Origin of the sequence: Microbacterium mitrae, from assembly GCF_008017445.1 — a bacterium.
Classification (GTDB): domain Bacteria; phylum Actinomycetota; class Actinomycetes; order Actinomycetales; family Microbacteriaceae; genus Microbacterium; species Microbacterium mitrae.
The window spans coordinates 263411-285312 of record NZ_VRSW01000001.1; the positions used below are offsets into that span (position 1 = coordinate 263411).

Sequence of the window (21902 nt, forward strand, 5' to 3'; positions counted from 1 at the left end):
TCTATTTCAGTAAAAAGTCGGGAGCGCGCAAAAAGGCGGAACTTCTATCTTACTCTCGCCCCAGGTCCCGATGCTTCACTCGCACAGCAATACCTGGCACTTCTGCCAAGCGTTTTGCCAATTCAATTGACGTTGCGACAGAACGGTGTTTGCCGCCGGTGCAGCCGACGGCGATCACCGAGTGGCGCTTGTTCTCGCGCTGATATCCGTCGATCGCTGCCCGTAGCGCCGCGGAATAGCTGTCGATAAACTCCGCGGCTCCCGGCTGGGAGAGCACGTAATCCGAGACGACGGCATCTTTTCCGGTGAACGGGCGAAGCTCCTCGCTCCAAAATGGGTTGGGCAGAAACCGCATATCGGCGACGAAGTCGGCGTCGGCGGGAAGACCATATTTGAAGCCAAAGCTCAGGATGGTGACATCGTGTTTCGACGCCCCCTCGGCGCGAAAAATGTCTGACACCGCGGTCGCGAGCTGATGAATATTGAGGGTCGTCGTGTCGATGAGAACGTCGGCGCTCTCGCGCACCAAGCGAAGTCGCTCACGCTCAGCATGGATGCCGTCAACCAGCGTTCCCTCGCCCTGAAGCGGATGCGGACGGCGAACAGACTCGAAGCGGCGCACCAGCACCTCATCAGATGCATCCAAAAACACCACGCGCGTGTCGCCACGCGTGCGCAACTCCTGCATGACATCGGGCAGTTCGGCAAACAGATTGCCGCCACGCACGTCTACGACCACGGCCACCCGAGGAAATGATGCACCACTGACCCGCGAGAAGTCGAGCAGCGGGCGCAACATTTGCGGCGGCAGGTTGTCTACGACGTACCACCCCAGGTCTTCCAGCGCGTTCGCTACTGTCGAGCGTCCTGCTCCCGACATCCCCGTGACGATGAGGACCTCGCCCTCGTCTGACGTGCTCACGCTGTGCTCCTCTCGCTGGATCAAGCCTAGCGAGGTTTGAGGTGCTCGCTGATTGTTTCTGCCAGACTCGCGCCGATACCCGACACCTGCGTGATTTCTTCGACCGTGGCGTTCTTCAGTGCGGTGACGGAACCAAAGTGACGAAGCAGCGTCTTGATGCGGGTCTCCCCCAGCCCCGGGATCTCCGCGAGCACGGTGGTGATGTCTCGCTTACGGCGCTTTCGCTGATGCGTGATTGCAAAGCGGTGCGCCTCGTCGCGCAGACGCTGCACCAGATACAGCGCCTCACTGGTACGCGGCAAAATCACCGGGTAGTCGTCGTCAGGCAACCAGATCTCTTCCAACCGCTTCGCAATGCCACACAGTGCGATATCGGTGCGACCCGCGTCTTTCAACGCGCGGGCCGCGGCGGCTACCTGCGGCTGACCACCATCGACGATCAAGAGTTGCGGTGGGTAGGCGAACCGCTTGCGGTTTCCGGCTTCATCGACGGTTTCGGCGTCGTCATTCAGCCGCGCGAGGCGCCGAGAGAGCACCTGGTACATCGAGTCGGTGTCGTCGGTGGTTTCGGCGATGTTGAACGAGCGATACTGGTCTTTTCGAGGCAGTCCGTCTTCGAAGACCACCATCGATGCGACCACATTCGTTCCGGATAGGTGCGAAATGTCGTAGCACTCGATACGCAGTGGCGCGGTCTCCAGGCCCAACGCCTCCTGCAAATCAGTGAGTGCGCGTGAACGCGAGACGTAGTCGGCCGAGCGACGTGACTTGTGTAACATCAACGCCTGCGAAGCGTTCAGTGTTGCCGTTTTCATGATGTCGGCCATCTGGCCGCGCTGCGCAACTTTCAGCTGCACAGACTTGCCTCGTCGCTCTCGAAGCCACAGCTCTAGTTCGCGGGCATCGTCCGGCAGCGCCGGAACCAGCACACGTTTGGGAATCGCGTCGGGGTTGGCTTCACCGTAGACGCGCTGGATGAGCTGATCGACGAGTTCGGCGCCGCTGATATCGAGTTCTTTTTCGATCGTCGTAGAACGCACGCCACGAACGCGCCCGCCCCGAATAATGAAATGCTGCACGGCCGCGGCAAGCTCATCTTCGGCAATTCCAAAGACATCGGCATCTTCGTCGGCCGGCAACACGAGGGCGCTCTTGCTCAGCACGGCATCCATCGAGGCCAGCTTGTCGCGATATCGCGCCGCCGCCTCGTAGTCCATATCCGCGGCCGCCTGCTGCATCTGCGCGGTCAGCTTCTTGGTGAACCGAGAGTCGCCACCCGACATGAACGCGATGAAGTCATCAACCATGGCGCGGTGCTCTTCAATGGTGACCTTCATCGAACACGGCCCACCACAACGGCCGATCTGGCCGGGAAAACAGGGGCGGCCCGATTGCATGGCACGCTTGTACGCCGCGTCTGAACAGGTGCGAATCGGAAACACCTTGATCATCTGGTCGATCGTGTCGTGTACCGTCCACACCTTCGGGTATGGGCCGAAATACTTGGCTCCGCGAATCTTAGGGTTGCGCGTGACGATAACGCGCGGTGCCTCATCGGCCAGCGTGATCGCCATAAAGGGGTAGGACTTGTCGTCTTTGTAGCGAACGTTGAAGGGTGGATCAAACTCCTTGATCCACATGTACTCCAGCTGCAATGAGTCCACGTCGCTATCGACGACGGTCCACTCCACGCTCGACGCGGTCGTGACCATGCGCCGCGTGCGCTCGTGCAGGGTGTGCAGCGGAGCAAAGTAGTTCGACAGCCGCTGGCGCAGGCTCTTCGCCTTGCCAACGTAGAGCACCCGGCCCGCCGCATCACGAAACCGATATACCCCCGGATTCGTGGGGATCTCCCCCGGCTTCGGCTTGTACGGCAGGTCGCTCGCCATTAGCTAGCTTTCTTTGCCCGGGCAGCTGCCGTCGATGCCTTCTTCTTCGTGGCAGCCTTTTTCGCTGGTTCCGCGGCCTTCTTCTTGACGAACTTTGGACGCGCCACGGTTGCCGGGTCAACGCCCGCCTTGGCAAAAATCTCGGACAGGAAGTGCCCGGTGTGACTGCCCTCGGCAAGCGCGATGTCTTCGGGGGTACCGGTCGCCAGCACCATGCCTCCGCCCGAGCCGCCCTCCGGGCCAAGATCGATTACCCAGTCGGCAGACTTGATGACATCGAGGTTGTGCTCGATGACCACCACGGTGTTGCCCTTATCGACGAGCTCATTGAGCACTTCGAGAAGCTTTCGAACATCTTCAAAGTGCAGGCCCGTCGTCGGCTCATCAAGCACGTAAATGCTGCGGCCATTGCTTCGGCGCTGCAGTTCGGTCGCGAGCTTCACACGCTGCGCTTCACCGCCGGACAGCGTGGTGGCAGACTGCCCCAGGCGCACGTATCCCAGCCCGACGTCGACGAGAGTCTTCAGGTAGCGATGAATCGCCTGAATCGGCTCGAAGAACTCGGCCGCCTCCGCGATCGGCATTTCGAGCACCTCTGCGATGTTCTTGCCCTTGTAGTGCACGGCAAGGGTGTCGCGGTTGTACCGCTGACCGTGGCACACCTCACACGCCACATACACATCAGGCAGGAAGTTCATCTCAATCTTGATGGTTCCGTCACCCGAGCAGGCCTCGCAGCGGCCGCCCTTGACGTTGAAGCTGAATCGTCCGGGCTGATAGCCGCGCACCTTCGCCTCCGTGGTCTCGGAGAACAGCGTGCGGATGCGGTCGAAAACGCCCGTATAGGTCGCCGGGTTGGAGCGTGGGGTGCGACCAATTGGCGCCTGATCCACGTGCACGACCTTGTCGAGATTGTCGAGTCCGGTGACGCGCAGGTGCTTGCCCGGCAGCGTTCTGGCGCCATTGAGCCGGCCTGCGAGCACGCGATACAGAATGTCGTTGACGAGCGAGGATTTGCCGGAACCGCTGACGCCCGTGACCGCGGTGAACACGCCGAGCGGGAAGTCTGCTGTCACATCGCGCAGGTTGTTGGCCTTGGCGCCGACGACCGAGATTTGGCGATCGGGGTCAACCGGCCGCCGTTTCGTGGGAAGCGGGATCCGACGACGGCCAGAAAGGTAGTCGCCCGTCATCGATCCGGTTTCGGCGAGCAGCTCGGCGTAGGGACCAGAGTGCACGACGGTGCCGCCGTGCACGCCGGCGCCGGGGCCGATGTCGACGATCCAGTCGGCCGCCTCGATCGTCTCTTCATCGTGTTCCACAACGATCAACGTGTTGCCGAGGTCGCGGAGCGTGATGAGAGTCTCGATCAACCGGCGGTTGTCACGCTGGTGCAAGCCGATGCTCGGCTCGTCGAGAACGTAGAGCACGCCCGTCAAGCCCGAGCCGATCTGCGTTGCGAGGCGAATACGTTGCGCCTCACCACCAGAGAGTGAGCCTGCCGATCGTGAAAGGTTGAGATAGGTCAGCCCCACCTGAATCAGAAATTGCAGGCGCAGACGAATCTCGCGCAATACCTGCGCGGCGATCTTGGCCTCGCGCTCGTTGAGCTCGAGCTTCTCGAAGAACGCGTACGCCTCCGCCAGACTCAACCGGGTGGTGGTGGCAATCGAGTGACCGTGGATGAGGACGGCGAGCACCTCGGGCTTGAGCCGGTCACCGTCGCACGCGCTGCACGGCACCTCACGGAGGTATTCCGCCCAACGCTGACGCTGCGTATCGGTCTCAGCCTGCTGATACTGACGTTCGATGTACGGAACCACGCCCTCAAAGCCCGAGGCGTAGCGCATCTCACGGCCGTAGCGGTTCTTCCACTTCACCGTGACCTTATAGTTCTCACCGTGCAACACAGCCTCTTGCACATCGGCGCTCAACTGGTTCCACGGGGTGTCGAGCGAGAACTCGAGATCGCGAGCAAGGCCTTCGAGCAGGCGCTCGTAGTACTGGAACAGCCCCTTGCCCTGCGTCGTCCACGGAATGACGACGCCATCGCGAATCGAAAGCTCCAGATCGCCGAGCAGCAGCTCGCTATCGACCGACATGCGAGTGCCAAGCCCAGAACAGGTCGGGCAGGCACCGAACGGTGCGTTAAAGGAGAAGGTGCGCGGCTCCACTTCGGTGAGCTGCACCGGGTGCCCATTCGGGCACGCGAGTTTCTCGGAGAACGACTGCCACGCGGCGTCGCCCTCTTCGTCTACGAAATTGACCTGCACAATGCCGTTAGTCAGCCCGAGCGCGGTTTCAACCGAATCGGTAATGCGGCTGAGGATGCCCGGGCCCGCGACCAGTCGGTCGATGACGACGGAAATGTCGTGCTTGTAGCTTTTCTTCAGCGTCGGCGGCTCGGCCAGCTGAATCATTTCGCCGTCAACGATGGCGCGGCTAAAACCCTTCGCACCGAGTTCGCGGAATAGCTCAACGAACTCGCCCTTCTTTTGCGAAACTACCGGCGCGACAACCTGATAGCGCGTGCGCTCGGGGAGATCCATGAGCTGATCGGCAATCTGCTGCACCGTTTGACGCTGAATAACCTCACCACACACCGGGCAGTGCGGAACACCAATGCGCGCCCAGAGCAGGCGCATGTAGTCGTAGATCTCGGTGATGGTTCCGACCGTCGATCGGGGGTTGCGGTTGGTCGACTTCTGATCGATCGACACCGCCGGACTCAAGCCCTCGATGAAATCCACGTCTGGGCGGTCAACCTGACCAAGAAACTGGCGCGCGTAGGCGCTGAGCGATTCAACATAGCGGCGCTGGCCCTCGGCAAAGATGGTGTCGAACGCGAGGCTCGATTTGCCGGAACCAGAAAGCCCCGTGAACACCACCATCGCATCGCGTGGGATGTCGAGATCGACGTTTTGAAGGTTGTGGACGCGGGCACCACGAACCGTCAGCTGGGAAGGGTTCGGTACAGACACAATGGGCACCCGACAAGTCTAGGCGCGGCCTCCGACACTGGCGTCGCGAGACGACCACGAAGACTAAAACACGGCGGGCGGAGAGCAACAGATACTCCCCGCCCGCCGATCTAGCCAATGGCTTTAACGCCAGATATACACCGGCCACGACGAGCTGGATGACGAGTTGAACGTGCCATTTCCCTCGTAGACGGCGGTCAGTTCGTGAGAACCAACGCTCAGCTTCGATACCTTGATCTTCACCACACCGTGCTTGCCAACGGTTCCGGTTCCGACCACGGTCGTGCCGTCGTACACCGTGACGGTGCCGTCAACCTTTTCGCCGTCTGCCCACACCAGCACGGTCATCTGAATCTGCTGGTTAGAGCGCGCGATGACCTTGTTGGCGAAAGCGACCGTCGTGGTGTCGATCTTGACGACCGGCTCCTGCACGGTAACCGGAACCAGCACCGAGGTTCCGGTCGGCGTCGTCACGGCGATCTCGTTCGCGCCGCCGATGTCTGCCGGCACCACCAGTGAAACCGTTGCCTGACCGGTGAGGTCGTCGGCGGCGGTGACGGTGCGGTTGATGTCGGCCGTGACGCTTGCCGAACCCAGCGTAGCGGTCACGGTTCCGGCGACCGGCTCCGTCGAGGTGAACTCGAGCCCCGACAGCGTCAAGGTGATCGTCTCACCCGCGACGTAACCCTCGGGTGCGGCCGGTGCGCTGACCTGTACGCCGACGGCGCGCTGCGCCAAATCAGGCGAGCCCACCGGGTGCGCGTCGAACCAGTTCACCACCGACTGCAGGTCGCTAACACCCGACTCGGCACGGTTGGTGCCCTGCGCAAAGACGGTGAAGTTATCGCCACCGCCGGCCAAGAAGCTGTTCGCCACGACGCCATATGTCGCCTGCGGGTCAAGGGCCTCACCGTTCAGAGTGATCGACGTAATGCGCTGGCCGACGGGCGCCGTCGGGTCAAACGTGTAGGTGAAGCCTTCGCTCACACCGAGCTTGAGGAACGGGCGCGAGGCGCCGGCGGGCTGCCACTGCTGCTCCAACACGGCGCGAATCTGCTCACCGGTAAGCGAGAGCGTCACCAGGCCATTGGCAAACGGCTGCACATCTGCCGCTTCCTTGTACGTCACGTTGCCAGCCGCATCGTAGTCGGCCGACGATGCGTAGCGCAGGTCTGCGCGCAGACCACCGGGGTTCATGAACGCGATCTGCGTGTCTGCCACCGTCTGCTGTGCAGCCCACAGGTGCACGTCGGCAATGAAGTTACCCAGCGTCGACTCGCCACCACGGTTCTCCGAGGTTCCGTTCGCCTGCTTCGCTCGCGTCAAGTCCGCCGTGATCGATCCCAGCGACACCTTTCCGCGCTCGAACGCGTACGCCGAGGCCGGAGCGACAATGTCGTTCTTGATGGCCTGGTCTTCTGGGTAGTTCAGCGTCTGGCCGGTCTTCAACGAGAAGGTCTCGTTGACCATCGACACCAGCGCTTTGGTCTCCGGGTCAACGACGATCGCCATGTTCGAGAACTTCTCGCCGTATTGGCCGGAAGAAATGACGGGACGCCCATCAATGACGTGGTTGTACGCCAGGTGGGTGTGGCCGGAGACAATGGCGTCTACGTTGTCATTGACCTCGGTCACGATGTGGCCGAAGGGCGTTGACGGGTCGGTTGCTGCGGCCAGCGTGACGTTGGCTGCACCCTCGTGAACGAGGAGCACCACGACGTCTGCTTCGCCGTTGGCAGGATCGCCATCGCGCAGGTCGTCGGCAACGCGGTTGACGTTCTCAGTGACGTCACCAACAATGACATCTTCGATACCGGTGGGGCTCACCAGAGAGGGCAGCTCATCGGTCACGGCACCGACGAATCCGATGGTTACGCCGTCAAACGTCGTCGTGTAATACTCGGGCATGATCGGCGCGCCGGTCACACGGTCGTGCAGGTTGGCCGCGATGTATTGCCAGCCCGCTGCCGGCTGAATGCGGTCGCGGAGGTCGGCCCAGCCCTGGTCAAACTCGTGATTTCCGGCGGCACTGACGTCGAGCCCGGCGGCCGTCAGAGCGGCGATCGTCGGCTCGTCGTTCTGAATGAAGGAGGCAAAGGTGGAAGCGCCAACCAGGTCGCCAGCGGCCGCAACGACAGTGTTGGGGTTGGACGCGCGTACCTGATCGATGGCGCCCGCCAACGCGGCGATACCCGCGGCGGCGCTATTGGGGTCGTTCTCAATACGACCGTGGAAGTCATTGAAGGTCACGAGATTGATGGTGACGGGATCAGCAGCGGCTGCCGGCGCGGCTGCCACAACGGCAGACAGCGCGACGGCGGCCACCCCCACGGCGGCGACGCACGCGCGACGGCGCTTCGCAATAGACGAGCTCATACGGGTATGCCCTTTCTCACGGGTAGGCGCGGCAAAATGCCGACCTTCGCGCGAGCCTAGAAGTGTCAACCACGCTCAGACAAATCATGAGAGTCTTCTCATAATTGACGCGCGCAGACCACCCGCGACACGCCCCAAGCCCAGCGGTGCTAACGCTGACCTCGTGAGGCAGTTCTCATGATCCGCTGGCAGATGAGACCGGCTTCTTGCCGGCGAAGGGACGAAGCGACTCGCGCAACGACGCGAGCTCGTCCATCGACATTCCGGTCGCCTCAATCACGGCCGGCGGAACCTCGAGGGCGCGCGCACGAAGCGCCTTGCCTTCCGGGGTTACCACGATGTCGAGGCGCCGCTCATCCGTGCTGCTTCGCTGCCGCGCGACCAGCCCCATTCCCTCGAGACGCTTGACGAGAGGTGAGGCCGTAGCAGGCTCCATCGCAAGCGCATCGGCAAGGTCATTCAGCGTGCGTGGCGACTCTTCCCACAGCGCCAACATCACCAGGTACTGCGGATGCGTCAGCCCGAGCGGCTCCAGAATGGGGCGATAGATCGACACCACGTTGCGCGCCGCGGTGACGAGGGCAAAGCACAGCTGACTATCGAGGGTCAACATATCGTCGCGAGAAATCGTCATGTAAAAGAGTATACATATCCCCTAATGTTTAGTACACTAATGATTATGACGAACAAGAAGCCACTCCGCGAACGCATCAATGAGGCAGGCGGCCTGTACTCCTACTTCAATGCACGACTCATCAAGCTCGCAGGCCCTGCCTCCGTTGGCCCCTACGAGACGACGCCGGTCGAATCATCCGTCGCCAAGGCCTGCCCGTTGTGCGGCTTTCCGATGAATGAGCACGAGTTTGACCGCTCCGGCCCCAAGCCGCTCATGCACTGCCCGGCCTAATACGCCCTTCAGAGAGTTTGTCTCCTCTTGCAGCGATGAAACCGGCGCCGTCGGCGCCGGTTGTCACCCTACGCGTGCCCGGCCTTCTCCATTTGCCGTAGATCACGCTTGAGGTCTTGCACCTCATCGCGCAGGCGCGCGGCCAACTCAAACTTGAGCTCCTGGGCCGCGGTCAGCATCTGATCGGTGAGATCAGCGATTGTCGACTCCAGCTGGCTGGCACCTTCGGCCGCGATTCCTTCTCGGCCCAACTTCGGGGTCGGAGACTTCTTCTTGACTCCCCCGGATCGTGCCAGCATCGCCTTGGTGTCTGCGCCCTCGCGCGCCAGCGCATCGGTGATGTCGGCAATCTTCTTCCGAAGCGGCTGCGGGTCGATACCGTGTTCCGTGTTGTAAGCGATCTGCTTCTCACGGCGACGCTCGGTCTCATCGATCGCCTTTGCCATCGAGTCCGTCACACGATCGGCGTACATGTGCACTTCACCCGAGACGTTTCGCGCCGCACGACCAATTGTCTGGATCAACGAGGTTCCGCTGCGCAGGAAGCCCTCCTTGTCGGCGTCGAGAATCGCCACCAGAGAGACCTCCGGGAGATCGAGCCCCTCGCGCAACAGGTTGATACCGACCAGCACGTCATACACACCAGCACGCAGCTCGCTCAGCAGTTCTACACGCCGCAGCGTGTCAACATCCGAGTGCAGATAGCGCACGCGCACTCCGTGCTCTTGCAAGAAGTCGGTGAGCTCTTCAGCCATCTTTTTCGTCAGCGTTGTGACCAGCACGCGTTCGTCCTTCTCAACACGCGCACGAATCTGCTCCAACAGGTCATCGATCTGACCCTTCGAGGGCTTCACAATGATCTGCGGGTCAACGAGACCCGTCGGGCGAATGATCTGCTCGACCACGCCGTCTGCGATACCCATTTCGTACTTGCCGGGCGTCGCCGACAGGTAGACCGTCTGGCCGACTCGGTTCTTAAACTCGTCCCACCGCAGCGGCCTGTTGTCCATGGCGCTGGGCAGGCGGAATCCGTGCTCAACCAGGGTGCGCTTGCGCGAGGCATCACCCTCGTACATCGCGCCAATCTGCGGAACCGTGACGTGCGACTCGTCGATGACGAGCAGGAAGTCGTCGGGAAAGAAGTCAAGCAACGTATGCGGTGGCTCGCCGGGTTGCCTGCCGTCCATATGACGCGAATAGTTCTCAATGCCCGAGCAGAAGCCCAATTGCTGCAGCATTTCGAGGTCAAACGTCGTGCGCATGCGCAGACGTTGCGCCTCCAGGAGCTTTCCTTGACTCTCAAACTCACGAAGCCGCTCGGCGAGCTCTTCTTCAATCGTGCGGATTGAGCGTTGCACCACCTCGTTGGCAGCCACATAGTGCGAAGCCGGAAAAATAGGAACCGAGTCAAGCTTGTCGATCACGTCACCCGTGAGCGGGTGTAGCCGATAGAGCGCCTCAATTTCGTCACCGAACATCTCGATGCGAATCGCGTACTCCTCGTAGACCGGGATGATTTCAATCGTGTCGCCACGCACCCGAAAGTTGCCGCGCGAGAAATCGACATCGTTGCGGTTGTACTGCATCGCGATGAACTGCCGAATGAGAGCGTCGCGATCGTACTGCTCCCCCACCTGCAGCGCCACCATGGCGCGCAGGTATTCCTCGGGCGCACCGAGGCCGTATATGCACGACACGGTGGACACCACAACAACATCGCGACGCGAGAGCAGCGAGTTGGTGGTGGAGTGACGTAGACGCTCGACCTCGGCGTTGACCGACGAGTCTTTCTCAATGAACGTATCGGTCTGCGGAACGTACGCCTCTGGCTGGTAGTAGTCGTAGTAAGAAACGAAGTACTCGACGGCATTGTTTGGCATGAGTTCGCGGAACTCGTTTGCCAACTGCGCTGCAAGGGTCTTGTTGTGCGCCAGCACGAGGGTTGGGCGCTGCACCTGCTCAATCAGCCATGCGGTCGTCGCGGACTTTCCGGTTCCGGTTGCGCCCAGCAACACCACGTCGGTCTCACCGGCATTGATGCGCGCCGCCAGCTCGGCAATCGCCTGCGGCTGATCGCCGGAAGGCTCATATTCGCTGATGACCTCGAAGGGGCGAAGAGCGCGAGTTGGTTGCATACAACCAGCCTACGCGTGGCCACCGACACTGGGATCGGCCGTCGTTTCGCTGGTGGCGATGCGACGCTCACGCGCATTCTTCAGCAACGGCCCCAGGTGATGCCACACCCGGTCGGCCTCTAACAGAGTCTGATCCAGTGACGCCGACGTATCGATCACTACGTCCGCAATCGCCAGGCGTGCGTCGTCGTCAATTTGCGAGTTCACGCGCGCCCGAGCGTCGTCGGTGGTCATTCCCCGAAACTCGACAAGACGCTCAATGCGCACTGCCGCCGGGGCATGGGCCACAATGATGAGATCCCAGGGATCGCTTGCTCGAGCCTCAACAAGCAACGGAACGTCGTAGACGACGACAGCGTCGGAGTCTGCGGCAAACGCCTCAGCGAAACGGCGCTCCGTTTCTGCTCGCACGGCCGGGTGCACAATCCGATTGAGCATCGCCACACGGTCAGGGTTCCCAAACACGCGCGCTCCGAGCTCCGCACGTTTCAGCGCGCCGTCGGCATCAATGATGTCGGCGCCGAATTCGGCGGCAATAGCCGCAAGCACCGGGGTGCCAGGAGCCTGGAGCTCCCGAACGACAGCATCGGCATCGACAATTACGGCACCATGCTCGGCGAAACGGCGAGCAATCGAAGACTTTCCTGAGGCAATTCCACCGGTGAGCGCAAGAAGAGGCATACCGAACATCCTGCCAGAGCCGCGCACCGTGGTTCCGCAGGGCGTTCCGCGCGCACCGTGGTTCCGCAGGACGACAACACCCCGCCGGCGCGCAAAAAAACGGGGCCGGAACCCGAAAGGTTCCGACCCCGTCAGCTGATCGTTAGATCAAGCGTTGCCCGAGAGCTTCTCGCGCAGAGCCGCGAGTGCCTCGTCGTCAGCAAGCGTGCCGGCAGCAGCCGAGTCGCTCGAGAAGGACGATGCGCCTGCATCGAACTCCGGAGCGGCAGCCTCAGCCTCAGCGGCCTTGATGACCTGAGCCTTGTGTGCTTCCCAACGAGCCTGGGCTGCAGCGTAGTCCTGCTCCCACTTCTCGCGCTCGGCGTCAAAGCCTTCCTTCCAAGCGCCCGACTCAGCGTCGAAGCCGTCCGGGTACTTGTACTCGCCGTTCTCGTCGTACTCAGCAACCATGCCGTACAGAGCCGGGTCGAACTCGGTGCCGTAAGGGTCAACCGACTCGTTAGCCTGCTTCAGCGACAGCGAGATACGACGACGCTCGAGGTCGATGTCGATGACCTTGACGAAGACCTCGTCGCCGACCGACACAACCTGCTCAGCAAGCTCAACGTGCTTGCCCGAGAGCTCGGAGATGTGAACGAGACCTTCGATACCGTCAGCAACGCGCACGAATGCACCGAACGGAACCAGCTTGGTGACCTTACCGGGGGTAACCTGACCGATTGCGTGGGTACGTGCGAATACCTGCCACGGGTCTTCCTGCGTTGCCTTCAGCGACAGCGAGACGCGCTCGCGGTCCAGGTCAACCTCAAGAATCTCGACGGTGACCTCCTGGCCAACCTCGACGACCTCAGAAGCGTGCTCGATGTGCTTCCACGACAGCTCGGAAACGTGGACGAGACCGTCAACGCCACCGAGGTCAACGAACGCACCGAAGTTAACGATCGACGAAACGACACCCTTGCGAACCTGACCCTTGTGCAGGTTGTTGAGGAAGTGCGTGCGGGTCTCCGACTGCGTCTGCTCGAGCAGAGCGCGGCGCGACAGCACAACGTTGTTGCGGTTCTTGTCGAGCTCGAGGATCTTCGCTTCGATTTCCTGGCCGAGGTACGGCGTCAGGTCGCGAACGCGACGCAGCTCGATGAGCGAAGCGGGGAGGAAGCCGCGGAGTCCGATGTCAACGATGAGACCACCCTTGACGACCTCGATGACCGAACCGGTGACAACACCGTCGTTCTCCTTGATCTTCTCCACGTCGCCCCAAGCACGCTCGTACTGTGCGCGCTTCTTCGACAGGATCAGGCGGCCTTCTTTGTCTTCCTTCTGGAGAACAAGTGCCTCGACCAGGTCACCGACGGAAACGACCTCGTTGGGGTCAACGTCGTGCTTGATCGACAGTTCACGCGAGGGGATAACGCCCTCGGTCTTGAAGCCGACATCGAGGAGAACCTCATCGCGGTCGATCTTGACGATCGTTCCCTCGATGATGTCGCCGTCGTTGAAAGACTTGATAGTCAGTTCGACCGCGGCCAGGAAGTCCTCAGCAGATCCGATGTCGTTGATGGCGACCTGCTTGGTGGCCGGGGCGGTTGCGTTAGTCATGTAGTGGGTTGTCCTTGTTGGATTGGTATCTCGGGCCTCAGCGCCGTCGACGACCGCGTTTTTGACGCACGCGATCTCAGACGCGAAAGCAAATGGATTTTTGTGTCAGTTTCAATGCCACTCAGATGAGCCACAAAGATGACAACTCAGCATATCAGAATTGGGGGTTAGCCGACACGCGCGGAGTGCAGCGCGCGGGCGTTCCGAGTTCGCACACCTTTTATGACAGAGATTCGGCCAAATTCAGCAGGTCTTGACCGACAAGGCGCTGGGTCGTCCACTCCTCCATGGGCGTAGCTCCAAGCGAACGGTAGAGCCCAATCGCGGGCTCGTTCCAGTCAAGGACGGTCCATTCCATCCGGCGATAGCCGCGCTGTGCGCACACTGCAGCAAGCGACGCCATGAGGAGCTTGCCGTACCCGCGGCCACGTTCTGATGGATACACGTGTAGGTCTTCCAGCCAAAGTCCGTGCGTTCCGGTCCACGTCGAGTAGGTAAGAAACCAGATTGCAATCCCGACGACGGAACCCTCACGTTCGACGACATGGGCGAACGCATGCGGGTTCTCTGAAAAGAAGGTGACCTCAATCGCTGCGACCGAATTGAGCACGGCATCCGGCTCGCGCTCATACTCGGCGAGGGCGCGAATATGCGCGAGAAGTGCAGCCGCGTCGTCAACACGCGCTTCGCGAAGAACGGAACCATCAGCAAGAGAAATAGGAAGCACAGATCAACACTACGGCCATCACTTTGTGGTGAATTCTTCGTCGGGGACGATCACCTCCTCGCCGAACCGCAAGGCACGCAGATATCGGCTTGCGGGCGTATCTCGAGTCTTTCTAACGGGATGCTGATACCGCACACGCGGCAAACGCCATACGTACCGTTTTCCAGCCGCACCAACGCGGCGTCTATCGCACTGAGTCGCTCTCGCGCGTCGGAGGCGGCGGCGTCGATCCGCGCCCATTCACGCGATAGCGGCACGCCTTCTGGGTCGTGCTCATCGTCTCCCCCGGCCTGATCGCGCGCCTCCGCGATCATCGCAAGGGAGTGCTGCGCAGCCGTAAGAGCACGCTGCGCTTGAGCGCGCTGCGTGGCCAACAGCTCACGCACTTGCTCCTCACGCCCCGGCATCATGCGATCACCCTACGCCGCCGCACCGACATCGGCTCGTGTCAAACTTGGCGCATGCAGCGAACCATGCTTCTCGACACCGCCTCCCTCTACTTTCGCGCCTTTTACGGGGTTCCAGACTCCGTCAAGGCCGCAGACGGAACCAGCGTGAACGCGGTTCGTGGACTGCTCGACATCATCACGAAGCTCGTGACGCTGTATTCGCCGGATGCCGTGGTCGCGTGTTGGGACGACGATTGGCGGCCGCAGTGGCGTGTCGATCTCATTCCGACGTACAAAACACACCGCGTCGTTGAAGAGATCGTCAGCGGCCCCGATGTTGAAGAAGTCCCCGACCCGCTGCAGGCACAGATCCCCATCATTCGCGAGATGCTGGCGTCCCTCAACATTCCCATCGTTGGCCACGCCGGCTATGAGGCCGACGACATCGTCGCAACCCTCGCCACCCTCGCCGACGGCCCGGTTGATATCGTCACCGGCGATCGTGACCTGTATCAGCTGGTCGATGACGCCCGCGAGGTGCGCGTCATCTACACGGCACGCGGCATGAGCAATCTCGAAATCGTGACGGATGACGTGGTGCAAGCAAAGTACGGCGTGCGCGCCAACCAGTACGCCGACTTCGCCACCATGCGCGGCGATGCCTCCGACGGCCTGCCAGGGGTCGCGGGAGTCGGTGAGAAGACCGCCGCGACGCTGTTGCAGAATCACGGCGACCTTGACGCCATTCGTGCCGCTGCCGCCGCCGGAACCGGAATGTCGGCTGGCGTGGCAGCCAAGATCATGGACGCGAGCGCTTATCTCGACGTCGCTCCCACCGTGGTGCGGGTGGCCCGCGATGTCGATGTCACGCTCCCCCAGGTTCCGCTCGCCCCACTCGGCGTGGCCGATACCGCGCACGCAGCGGCGCTCGCCGCGCAGTGGTCGTATACGACGGCATGGGAGCGATTCGAAGCAGCAATCGCGGCACGCGCCTGACTTCCCCACCTCAAGAAAGGAGGGCGCCGGAGCATTAACTTCCGGCGCCCTCCTTACCGCGTGGGTCTGATCAGTTCGCGGTAGCGAAGGATTGCGTGACCGTCACCCACTCATCAAGCTTGGCGGCGGCGGCACCGCTGTCGATCGCGGCGGCGGCCACGTCACACCCCTCGGCAAGACGGTCCACCATCGAACGTTGCGCCTGGGACGCATCGTGGGATAGCCGGTAGGCAACAATGCCGGCTGCCGCATTCAACAGCACGATGTTGCGAACCGGGCCCTCCTGCCCGCTCAGCACGTCACGAACCACCTGGGCGTTGTACGCCGGATCACCACCCTTAATGTCGTTGATCGATGCGTAAGAGAAGCCGAGGTCACGCGGATCGAGATCATGCTCGTGGATGTCGCCGCGTGAGACCTCCCAAATGCGGCTGTGACCAGTGATGGTGAGCTCGTCCAGTCCATCGTCGCCGCGGAACACCAGCGCCGTCGCGCCGCGCGTACGAAAGACACCCGTGATGAGCGGAACCCGATCAAGTTGCGCGACGCCAACGGCGTTCGCCTCCGCTCGGGCGGGGTTGCACAGCGGACCGAGAATGTTAAACACCGTGGGAACACCCAGCTCGGAACGCGTGGCGCCGGCAAAGCGGAACCCCGGATGAAACGCTGCCGCCCAGACAAAGGAGAGACCCACGCGGGAGAGAACTTCGGCGACCTGGTCGGGCGTCGTGTTCAGGTTGACGCCGAGGGCGCTCACCACATCGGACGCGCCCGACGACGACGTTGCTGCACGGTTTCCGTGTTTGACGACCGGAACGCCGCTAGCGGCACACACGATTGACGCCATGGTCGAGACATTGACGGTTCCGTAGCGGTCACCGCCCGTGCCAACAATGTCGAGCACATCGGCGGGAACAGGCAGCGGCAGCGCCGATTCCAGAATCGCGTCGCGGAAACCGACGATCTCATCGACCGTCTCCCCCTTGGCGTGCAGGGCCACCAAGAATCCGCCCAGTTGTGCATCGCTGGCACGTCCTTGCATGATCTCGCGCATCGCCCAGGTTGACTCCCAAACACTGAGGTCTTTGCGCTCGAGAAGCGTCGTCAGAATGTGGGGCCAGGAGATCTCATCGAACATTGTTCAATATTAGCGAGCCTCGACACGCCGACAGTGCGTCGGTAACGTTGCGCGTCATCACGCGGGTCACAGCATGAATGTGCCTGATACAAGGCAGGTTCCCAGGCGCTTGTAAGGATGCCCTAAGTTCACCCCAAGCTGTTTTGATACGGCTCGATGCATAAAACACGCTCCGTTATCGGCCATAATGGAACGGTGACGAGCACAGTGACGCACGCCCCGGCGGCAAAAACAGTTAAGAGGCCAGACCCGGTTTCGGTCGGTACCATCGTGTGGCTTGGTAGCGAGGTAATGTTCTTCGCTGGCCTTTTTGCCATCTACTTCACGCTTCGGAGCACGTCTCCTGAGCTGTGGGCCGCACGCACCGAGCTGCTGAACATTCCGTTCGCAACGGTTAACACCCTGATCCTGGTGGCGTCCTCATTCACCTGCCAGATGGGTGTTTTCGCGGCCGAACGCTTCCAGCCGTACTCGGGAATGTCCGAGGGGCGCAAGCGTATGGGCATGGTTCCGTGGTTCTGGATCACCTTCGCACTAGGCGCGGTCTTCGTCGCCGGTCAGGTCTGGGAGTACACCACCCTGGTTGTTGAAGGCATGCCGATTCAGGCTGACTCCTACGCCTCCGCGTTCTACATCACGACGGGCTTCCACGCCCTGCACGTGACCGGTGGTCTGATTGCGTTCCTCCTCGTCATCGGACGCGCATACGCCGTGAAGAACTTCCGTCACAAGGAAGCCACCACCGCCATCGTCGTGTCCTACTACTGGCACTTCGTTGACGTGGTCTGGATCGTCCTGTTCCTCGTCATCTACTTCCTCAAGTAAGAAAGCAGAGCTGAACTCGATATGTCACGCGAGAAGAAGACCCGTGCTGGCGGCCGCCGTAGCCGCATGGCCACCGTTGCCCTGATCGGCATCGGCCTGCTTTTGACGGGTGGAGCCTACGCCGGCGCATCGGCTGCTATGGCAGCAACGCCGTCGTCGAGCACCACCACCACTGAGCTGACGGTTGACGACGGCAAGAAGCTGTTCCAGGCCAACTGTGCAACGTGCCACGGCATGAACCTTGAGGGCAGTGAGAATGGCCCGGGTCTTGCCGGAACCGGTGAGCTCGCTGTCGAATTCCAGATGGCCACGGGACGTATGCCGATGCAGGCGCAGTCGCCCCAGGCGCCCCAGAAGGCTCCGCAGTTCACGGATGAGCAGATCGCTGCCATCGCTTCGTGGGTGCAGCAAGAAGGTGGCGGCGCTACCTTCCCGAGCGAAGAGATCCTCGACGGCGGCGGCAACGTCGCTGAAGGTGCCGAGCTCTTCCGCATCAACTGCGCCATGTGCCACAACGTTGCTGGCGCCGGTGGCGCTCTGACCGAGGGTAAGTACGCGCCGTCGGTCATGAACACCTCCGCGCTGCACCTGTACGCCGCCATGGTTACCGGCCCGCAGAACATGCCCGTCTTCAACGACATGACGCTGACTGAAGACGAGAAGCGTGACCTCATCTCCGCGGTGCTCTACATGCAGGAGCAACCATCACCTGGCGGAATGACGCTTGGATCGCTCGGCCCCGTGTCTGAAGGTCTGTTCGTCTGGATTTTTGGAATCGGCGCGCTCGTTGCACTCACGGTGTGGATCACCGCGAAGTCCAACTAACGCAGGTTCATTTTTAAGCTTTGAGATACGAGGAGCACAATGACTCACGTGGATGACCCGAAGGCGCTGGAGCACAGCTACCAGCCTTCATCGGGCATCGCCGTCAAGGTCGATGACCCTGCAGTGAACCCCGGTTTGCCGCCGCACCGCGAGCGAATCACCGACAAGGACCCGAAGGCTGAGAAGCGTGCCGAGCGCACCGTCTACTCGCTCTTCTACCTGTCGCTCGCCGGCAGCATTTGGGCGGTTGCCGCTTACATGCTGTTCCCGATCGAGGATCAGATTCGCCCGCTCGCCGCGGTTCGCGCCAACAACCTGTACATCGGTCTGGGTATCGCGCTGGCGTTGCTCGCGATCGGTATTGGTGCCATTCACTGGTCCAAGGCGCTGATGAGCGACAAGGAGTTCGTCGAGGAGCGCCACGGCACCCGTGGCACCGAAGACACGCGCGCAGCCGCCGTTCAGGCCTTCTCCGACGCAAACGACGAGAGTGGTTTCGGCCGCCGCACGATGATCCGCAACTCGCTGATCGCCGCGATCGTTGCGAGCATCATTCCCGGCATCACGCTGTTCCGTGGCCTCGCACCGCACGGTGTTGACCCGGTTGCACTGCTGAACGAGACGATGTGGGACAAGGACATGTACCTTGCTCACGACCCGACGGGCGAGCGCATCAAGGCGTCGGACCTCACCTATGGTTCCGTCGTTCACGTCATCCCCCAGCCTCTTGCAGAGCTGTCGCACCACGACGGCTACCTGGAAGAAAAGGCGAAGGCGATCGTGCTTCTGGTGCGCGTTCCCGAAGACAAGCTCAACGAGGCCCCCGACCGCAAGGACTGGTCGTACCACGGCATCGTTGCCTACTCCAAGGTCTGCACGCACGTCGGTTGCCCTGTTGCTCTCTACGAGCAGCAGACGCACCACCTGCTGTGCCCGTGCCACCAGTCGCAGTTTGACATCACCAACCACGCGGCAGTTATCTTCGGCCCGGCGGCTCGTCCGCTTCCGCAGCTGCCCATCACCGTCGACGAAGAGGGCTACCTGATCGCGCGCAGCGGTTTCACCGAGCCCGTCGGCCCGAGCTTCTGGGAGCGTCATTGAGTACCGCAAGCGGCCCTGAGAACAACCAGGGCGAGAAGCAGGCTCCTCTCGGCGGCAAGTTCGTCGGTGGCGTAGCCAACTACCTCGATGAGCGCACGAGCCTCTCCGGCTTCGTCAAGGCGCTCGGACGCAAGATCTTCCCCGACCACTGGTCGTTCATGCTGGGTGAGATTGCGCTGTGGAGCTTCGTGGTCGTGTTCCTCTCCGGAACCTTCCTGACGTTCTTCTTCCAGGCCTCCATGGTCGAGACGCACTACAACGGCTCGTACGCGCCGATGGTCGGCATCCCGATGTCGGCGGCGCTTGAGTCGACGCTGCACATCTCGTTCGACCTGCGCGGTGGTCTCCTGGTTCGCCAGATCCACCACTGGGCAGCACTGGTGTTCGTCGCCGGTATCGGCGTGCACATGCTCCGTGTGTTCTTCACCGGTGCATTCCGCAAGCCCCGCGAGCTCAACTGGGTTATCGGTTTCGTGCTCTTCATCCTCGCGATGGCAGAGGGCTTCACCGGCTACTCGCTCCCCGACGACCTGCTCTCCGGTAACGGTCTGCGCATTATCGACGGCATGATCAAGGGCTTCCCCGTCATCGGAACCTGGACGTCGTTCCTGCTGTTCGGTGGCGAGTTCCCGGGCACCGACATTGTCGGACGCCTCTACACGCTGCACATTCTGATTCTGCCGATGCTGGTGATTGCGCTGATCGCGATCCACCTCATCCTGATGATCGTGAACAAGCACACGCAGTTCGCCGGCCCCGGTCGCTCGAACAACAACGTCGTGGGCTACCCGATGATGCCGGTGTACATGTCGAAGATGGGCGGCTTCCTGTTCATCACGTTCGGTGTGATCGTGCTGATGGCTTCGCTCTTCCAGATCAACCCGATTTGGAACTACGGCCCGTACGACCCCTCCCCGGTCTCCGCTGGTACCCAGCCTGACTGGTACATCGGCTTCGCCGACGGAATGTTGCGTCTGGCACCGCCGAACTGGGATGTTGTGCTGTTCAACCACACGCTCTCACTCGGAATCCTGATCCCGGTCGCGATTATCGGTGTGTTCATCCTGCTCGTTCTCTTCTACCCCTTCATCGAGGCGTGGATCACGGGAGACAAGCGTGAGCACCACATCGCACAGCGCCCGCGTCAGGCAGCAACGCGTACCGCTATCGGTGCGGCTGGTGTCACGATGTACGCGGTCATGTGGGCGGCAGCATCGTCCGACCTCATGGCAACGCACTTCCACCTCACGATGGAAGGTGTCATCCACACCCTGCAGGCGCTCCTCTTCCTCGGCCCGATCATCGCGTACTTCGTCACGAAGCGCATTTGCATCGCGCTGCAGAAGAAGGACCGCGAAATCGCACTGCACGGTTACGAGTCCGGTCGCATTGTTCGCCTCCCCGGTGGCGAGTACATCGAAGTTCACCAGCCCGTCGACGCCTACGAGGTCGTCAAGCTGGTCGACTACGAGACGTACGAGCCGCTGGTCGTTCGCCCGAACGACCAGGGCCGCATCCCGGCAATGCAAAAGCTGCGCGCAGCAATGTCGCGCTGGTTCTTCGAAGACCGTCTCGCGCCGGTCACCCAGCGTGAGCTGGACGAAGCTGCATCGCACCACGCGCACGGTGTCGCCGGTCACGGCGACCACGCCGAGGTCGAAGCTGGCGCGGAGAACAAGCACTAGGCAATGACAGAAGGGCCCCGATCTTCGGATCGGGGCCCTTCTGTTTCAGCCGCAAGTATCAGAGCAAGAAGGGGGTCGCCGTGAGCGGGCAGCACTACCTCGCCCTCGCCGCGCCCGCGTCCGCCGAAATCGAGGTGCTCCGCTCGCGCTTCCTCTGCACTCTGACGCCGGCATCGAGTGATGCTGCGGCGCGGGAGGTGTGGGCCGGAACCAAAGAGCAGTACCGAGATGCTCGTCACCACTGTCTCGCATTCGTTATCGGCCCCGACCGCGCCCTGCGCCGTGCCAGCGATGATGGCGAGCCCGGCGGTACCGCAGGCGCCCCGATGCTCGCTGTGCTCGATGGTTCCGGCGTGAGCGACATCGTCGCCGTCGTCACCCGCTGGTTCGGCGGCACCCTGCTCGGCACCGGCGGGCTCATCCGCGCCTATTCCGACGCGGTGCGGGCAGGCTTGGCCGCCGCCCAGACCGTGCGACGCGAGCTCGTCGTGCAACAGCGTTTCACACTCCCCCTTGCCTCCGCGGGCGCCGTCGAAGCCGAGCTCCGTCGCCGTGGCTTTGCCATCGTCTCCGCTGAGTGGGAGGCAGATGTCACTGTCACGGTCGGGTCGAATGACGCGACCGCCGCCACGCTCCCCGGCATCCTCGCTGCGCTGACAGCCGGCACCGTGGTTCCGCAACCAGCAGGCACGCGCTGGATCGATGTCGCATAATCACTGCGAGAAT

At 61.8% G+C, this 21902-nt stretch carries 18 protein-coding genes; 7 read left to right on the forward strand and 11 right to left on the reverse strand.

The window, feature by feature from the left end; translation table 11 throughout:
- Window positions 1-49 precede the first annotated feature (49 nt).
- The 5 genes from rapZ to FVP60_RS01250 form a co-directional block, all read right to left on the reverse strand.
- Window positions 50-922: an RNase adapter RapZ gene (gene rapZ / locus FVP60_RS01230; protein WP_147824457.1), complete on the reverse strand. Its 873-nt coding sequence runs from the start codon at window positions 920-922 to the stop codon at window positions 50-52.
- 26 nt (window positions 923-948) lie between these two features.
- A complete protein-coding gene (uvrC, locus tag FVP60_RS01235; protein ID WP_147824458.1) occupies window positions 949-2811 on the reverse strand; it encodes an excinuclease ABC subunit UvrC in 1863 nt (620 codons plus the stop codon).
- Window positions 2811-5801, reverse strand: a complete 2991-nt coding sequence (uvrA, locus tag FVP60_RS01240) for an excinuclease ABC subunit UvrA (RefSeq protein WP_147824459.1) — start codon at window positions 5799-5801, stop codon at window positions 2811-2813. Before uvrA ends, uvrC begins: the two co-directional genes overlap by 1 nt.
- Window positions 5802-5915: 114 nt before the next feature.
- Window positions 5916-8168 (reverse strand): bifunctional metallophosphatase/5'-nucleotidase, encoded by a 2253-nt coding sequence (locus FVP60_RS01245; protein WP_147824460.1) that lies wholly within the window; start codon window positions 8166-8168, stop codon window positions 5916-5918.
- A gap of 175 nt (window positions 8169-8343) precedes the next feature.
- Window positions 8344-8802, reverse strand: coding sequence for a MarR family winged helix-turn-helix transcriptional regulator (locus FVP60_RS01250; RefSeq protein WP_147824461.1), 459 nt, complete (start codon window positions 8800-8802; stop codon window positions 8344-8346).
- A gap of 45 nt (window positions 8803-8847) precedes the next feature.
- Between FVP60_RS01250 and FVP60_RS01255 the strand changes: the two genes are divergently transcribed.
- Window positions 8848-9075, forward strand: coding sequence for a hypothetical protein (locus FVP60_RS01255; RefSeq protein ID WP_425463438.1), 228 nt, complete (start codon window positions 8848-8850; stop codon window positions 9073-9075).
- A 68-nt stretch (window positions 9076-9143) separates the two neighbouring features.
- Here the strand turns inward: FVP60_RS01255 and uvrB are convergent, their stop codons facing one another.
- From uvrB to FVP60_RS01280, 5 genes are all read right to left on the reverse strand, one after another.
- Entirely contained in the window at window positions 9144-11210 is a 2067-nt protein-coding gene (uvrB, locus tag FVP60_RS01260) for an excinuclease ABC subunit UvrB (protein ID WP_147824463.1), read from the reverse strand.
- 9 nt (window positions 11211-11219) lie between these two features.
- Window positions 11220-11891, reverse strand: a complete 672-nt coding sequence (coaE, locus tag FVP60_RS01265; protein WP_147824464.1) for a dephospho-CoA kinase — start codon at window positions 11889-11891, stop codon at window positions 11220-11222.
- 147 nt (window positions 11892-12038) lie between these two features.
- Window positions 12039-13490, reverse strand: coding sequence for a 30S ribosomal protein S1 (gene rpsA, locus FVP60_RS01270; protein WP_147824465.1), 1452 nt, complete (start codon window positions 13488-13490; stop codon window positions 12039-12041).
- Between the two features lie 220 nt (window positions 13491-13710).
- Entirely contained in the window at window positions 13711-14217 is a 507-nt protein-coding gene (locus FVP60_RS01275) for a GNAT family N-acetyltransferase (RefSeq protein ID WP_147824466.1), read from the reverse strand.
- A 50-nt stretch (window positions 14218-14267) separates the two neighbouring features.
- Complete coding sequence (locus FVP60_RS01280; RefSeq protein ID WP_147824467.1) at window positions 14268-14627, reverse strand: TraR/DksA family transcriptional regulator; 360 nt, start codon at window positions 14625-14627, stop codon at window positions 14268-14270.
- A 63-nt stretch (window positions 14628-14690) separates the two neighbouring features.
- On the opposite strand from FVP60_RS01280, the gene FVP60_RS01285 reads away from it, so the two are divergent.
- On the forward strand, window positions 14691-15602 hold the full coding sequence (locus FVP60_RS01285; protein ID WP_147825465.1) for a 5'-3' exonuclease: 912 nt from the start codon (window positions 14691-14693) through the stop codon (window positions 15600-15602).
- Between the two features lie 70 nt (window positions 15603-15672).
- Here FVP60_RS01285 and trpD read toward each other — a convergent pair whose 3' ends face one another.
- Window positions 15673-16740, reverse strand: coding sequence for an anthranilate phosphoribosyltransferase (gene trpD, locus FVP60_RS01290; RefSeq protein ID WP_147824468.1), 1068 nt, complete (start codon window positions 16738-16740; stop codon window positions 15673-15675).
- A gap of 156 nt (window positions 16741-16896) precedes the next feature.
- On the opposite strand from trpD, the gene ctaE reads away from it, so the two are divergent.
- From ctaE to FVP60_RS01315, 5 genes are all read left to right on the forward strand, one after another.
- Window positions 16897-17565 (forward strand): aa3-type cytochrome oxidase subunit III, encoded by a 669-nt coding sequence (gene ctaE / locus FVP60_RS01295; RefSeq protein WP_147824469.1) that lies wholly within the window; start codon window positions 16897-16899, stop codon window positions 17563-17565.
- A gap of 21 nt (window positions 17566-17586) precedes the next feature.
- On the forward strand, window positions 17587-18390 hold the full coding sequence (gene qcrC / locus FVP60_RS01300) for a cytochrome bc1 complex diheme cytochrome c subunit (RefSeq protein ID WP_147824470.1): 804 nt from the start codon (window positions 17587-17589) through the stop codon (window positions 18388-18390).
- 39 nt (window positions 18391-18429) lie between these two features.
- Window positions 18430-19491 (forward strand): cytochrome bc1 complex Rieske iron-sulfur subunit, encoded by a 1062-nt coding sequence (gene qcrA / locus FVP60_RS01305; RefSeq protein ID WP_147824471.1) that lies wholly within the window; start codon window positions 18430-18432, stop codon window positions 19489-19491.
- Window positions 19488-21176, forward strand: coding sequence for a cytochrome bc1 complex cytochrome b subunit (gene qcrB, locus FVP60_RS01310; protein WP_147824472.1), 1689 nt, complete (start codon window positions 19488-19490; stop codon window positions 21174-21176). The genes qcrA and qcrB overlap by 4 nt, the downstream gene beginning before the upstream one ends.
- 80 nt (window positions 21177-21256) lie before the next feature.
- Complete coding sequence (locus FVP60_RS01315) at window positions 21257-21889, forward strand: IMPACT family protein (protein WP_147824473.1); 633 nt, start codon at window positions 21257-21259, stop codon at window positions 21887-21889.
- The last annotated feature ends 13 nt before the right edge of the window (window positions 21890-21902 follow it).

Excerpts from the sequence above, each read along its gene's own strand:
- FVP60_RS01280 (WP_147824467.1), bottom strand. The coding sequence starts at position 14,627 with ATGATGCCGGGGCGTGAGGAGCAAGTGCGTGAGCTGTTGGCCACGCAG.
- qcrA (WP_147824471.1), top strand. The coding sequence starts at position 18,430 with ATGACTCACGTGGATGACCCGAAGGCGCTGGAGCACAGCTACCAGCCT.
- uvrB (WP_147824463.1), bottom strand. The coding sequence starts at position 11,210 with ATGCAACCAACTCGCGCTCTTCGCCCCTTCGAGGTCATCAGCGAATAT.
- trpD (WP_147824468.1), bottom strand. The coding sequence starts at position 16,740 with ATGTTCGATGAGATCTCCTGGCCCCACATTCTGACGACGCTTCTCGAG.
- qcrC (WP_147824470.1), top strand. The coding sequence starts at position 17,587 with ATGTCACGCGAGAAGAAGACCCGTGCTGGCGGCCGCCGTAGCCGCATG.
- coaE (WP_147824464.1), bottom strand. The coding sequence starts at position 11,891 with ATGCCTCTTCTTGCGCTCACCGGTGGAATTGCCTCAGGAAAGTCTTCG.
- FVP60_RS01255 (WP_425463438.1), top strand. The coding sequence starts at position 8,848 with ATGACGAACAAGAAGCCACTCCGCGAACGCATCAATGAGGCAGGCGGC.
- uvrC (WP_147824458.1), bottom strand. The coding sequence starts at position 2,811 with ATGGCGAGCGACCTGCCGTACAAGCCGAAGCCGGGGGAGATCCCCACG.
- FVP60_RS01285 (WP_147825465.1), top strand. The coding sequence starts at position 14,691 with ATGCTTCTCGACACCGCCTCCCTCTACTTTCGCGCCTTTTACGGGGTT.
- ctaE (WP_147824469.1), top strand. The coding sequence starts at position 16,897 with ATGCATAAAACACGCTCCGTTATCGGCCATAATGGAACGGTGACGAGC.
- FVP60_RS01245 (WP_147824460.1), bottom strand. The coding sequence starts at position 8,168 with ATGAGCTCGTCTATTGCGAAGCGCCGTCGCGCGTGCGTCGCCGCCGTG.
- FVP60_RS01250 (WP_147824461.1), bottom strand. The coding sequence starts at position 8,802 with ATGACGATTTCTCGCGACGATATGTTGACCCTCGATAGTCAGCTGTGC.
- rpsA (WP_147824465.1), bottom strand. The coding sequence starts at position 13,490 with ATGACTAACGCAACCGCCCCGGCCACCAAGCAGGTCGCCATCAACGAC.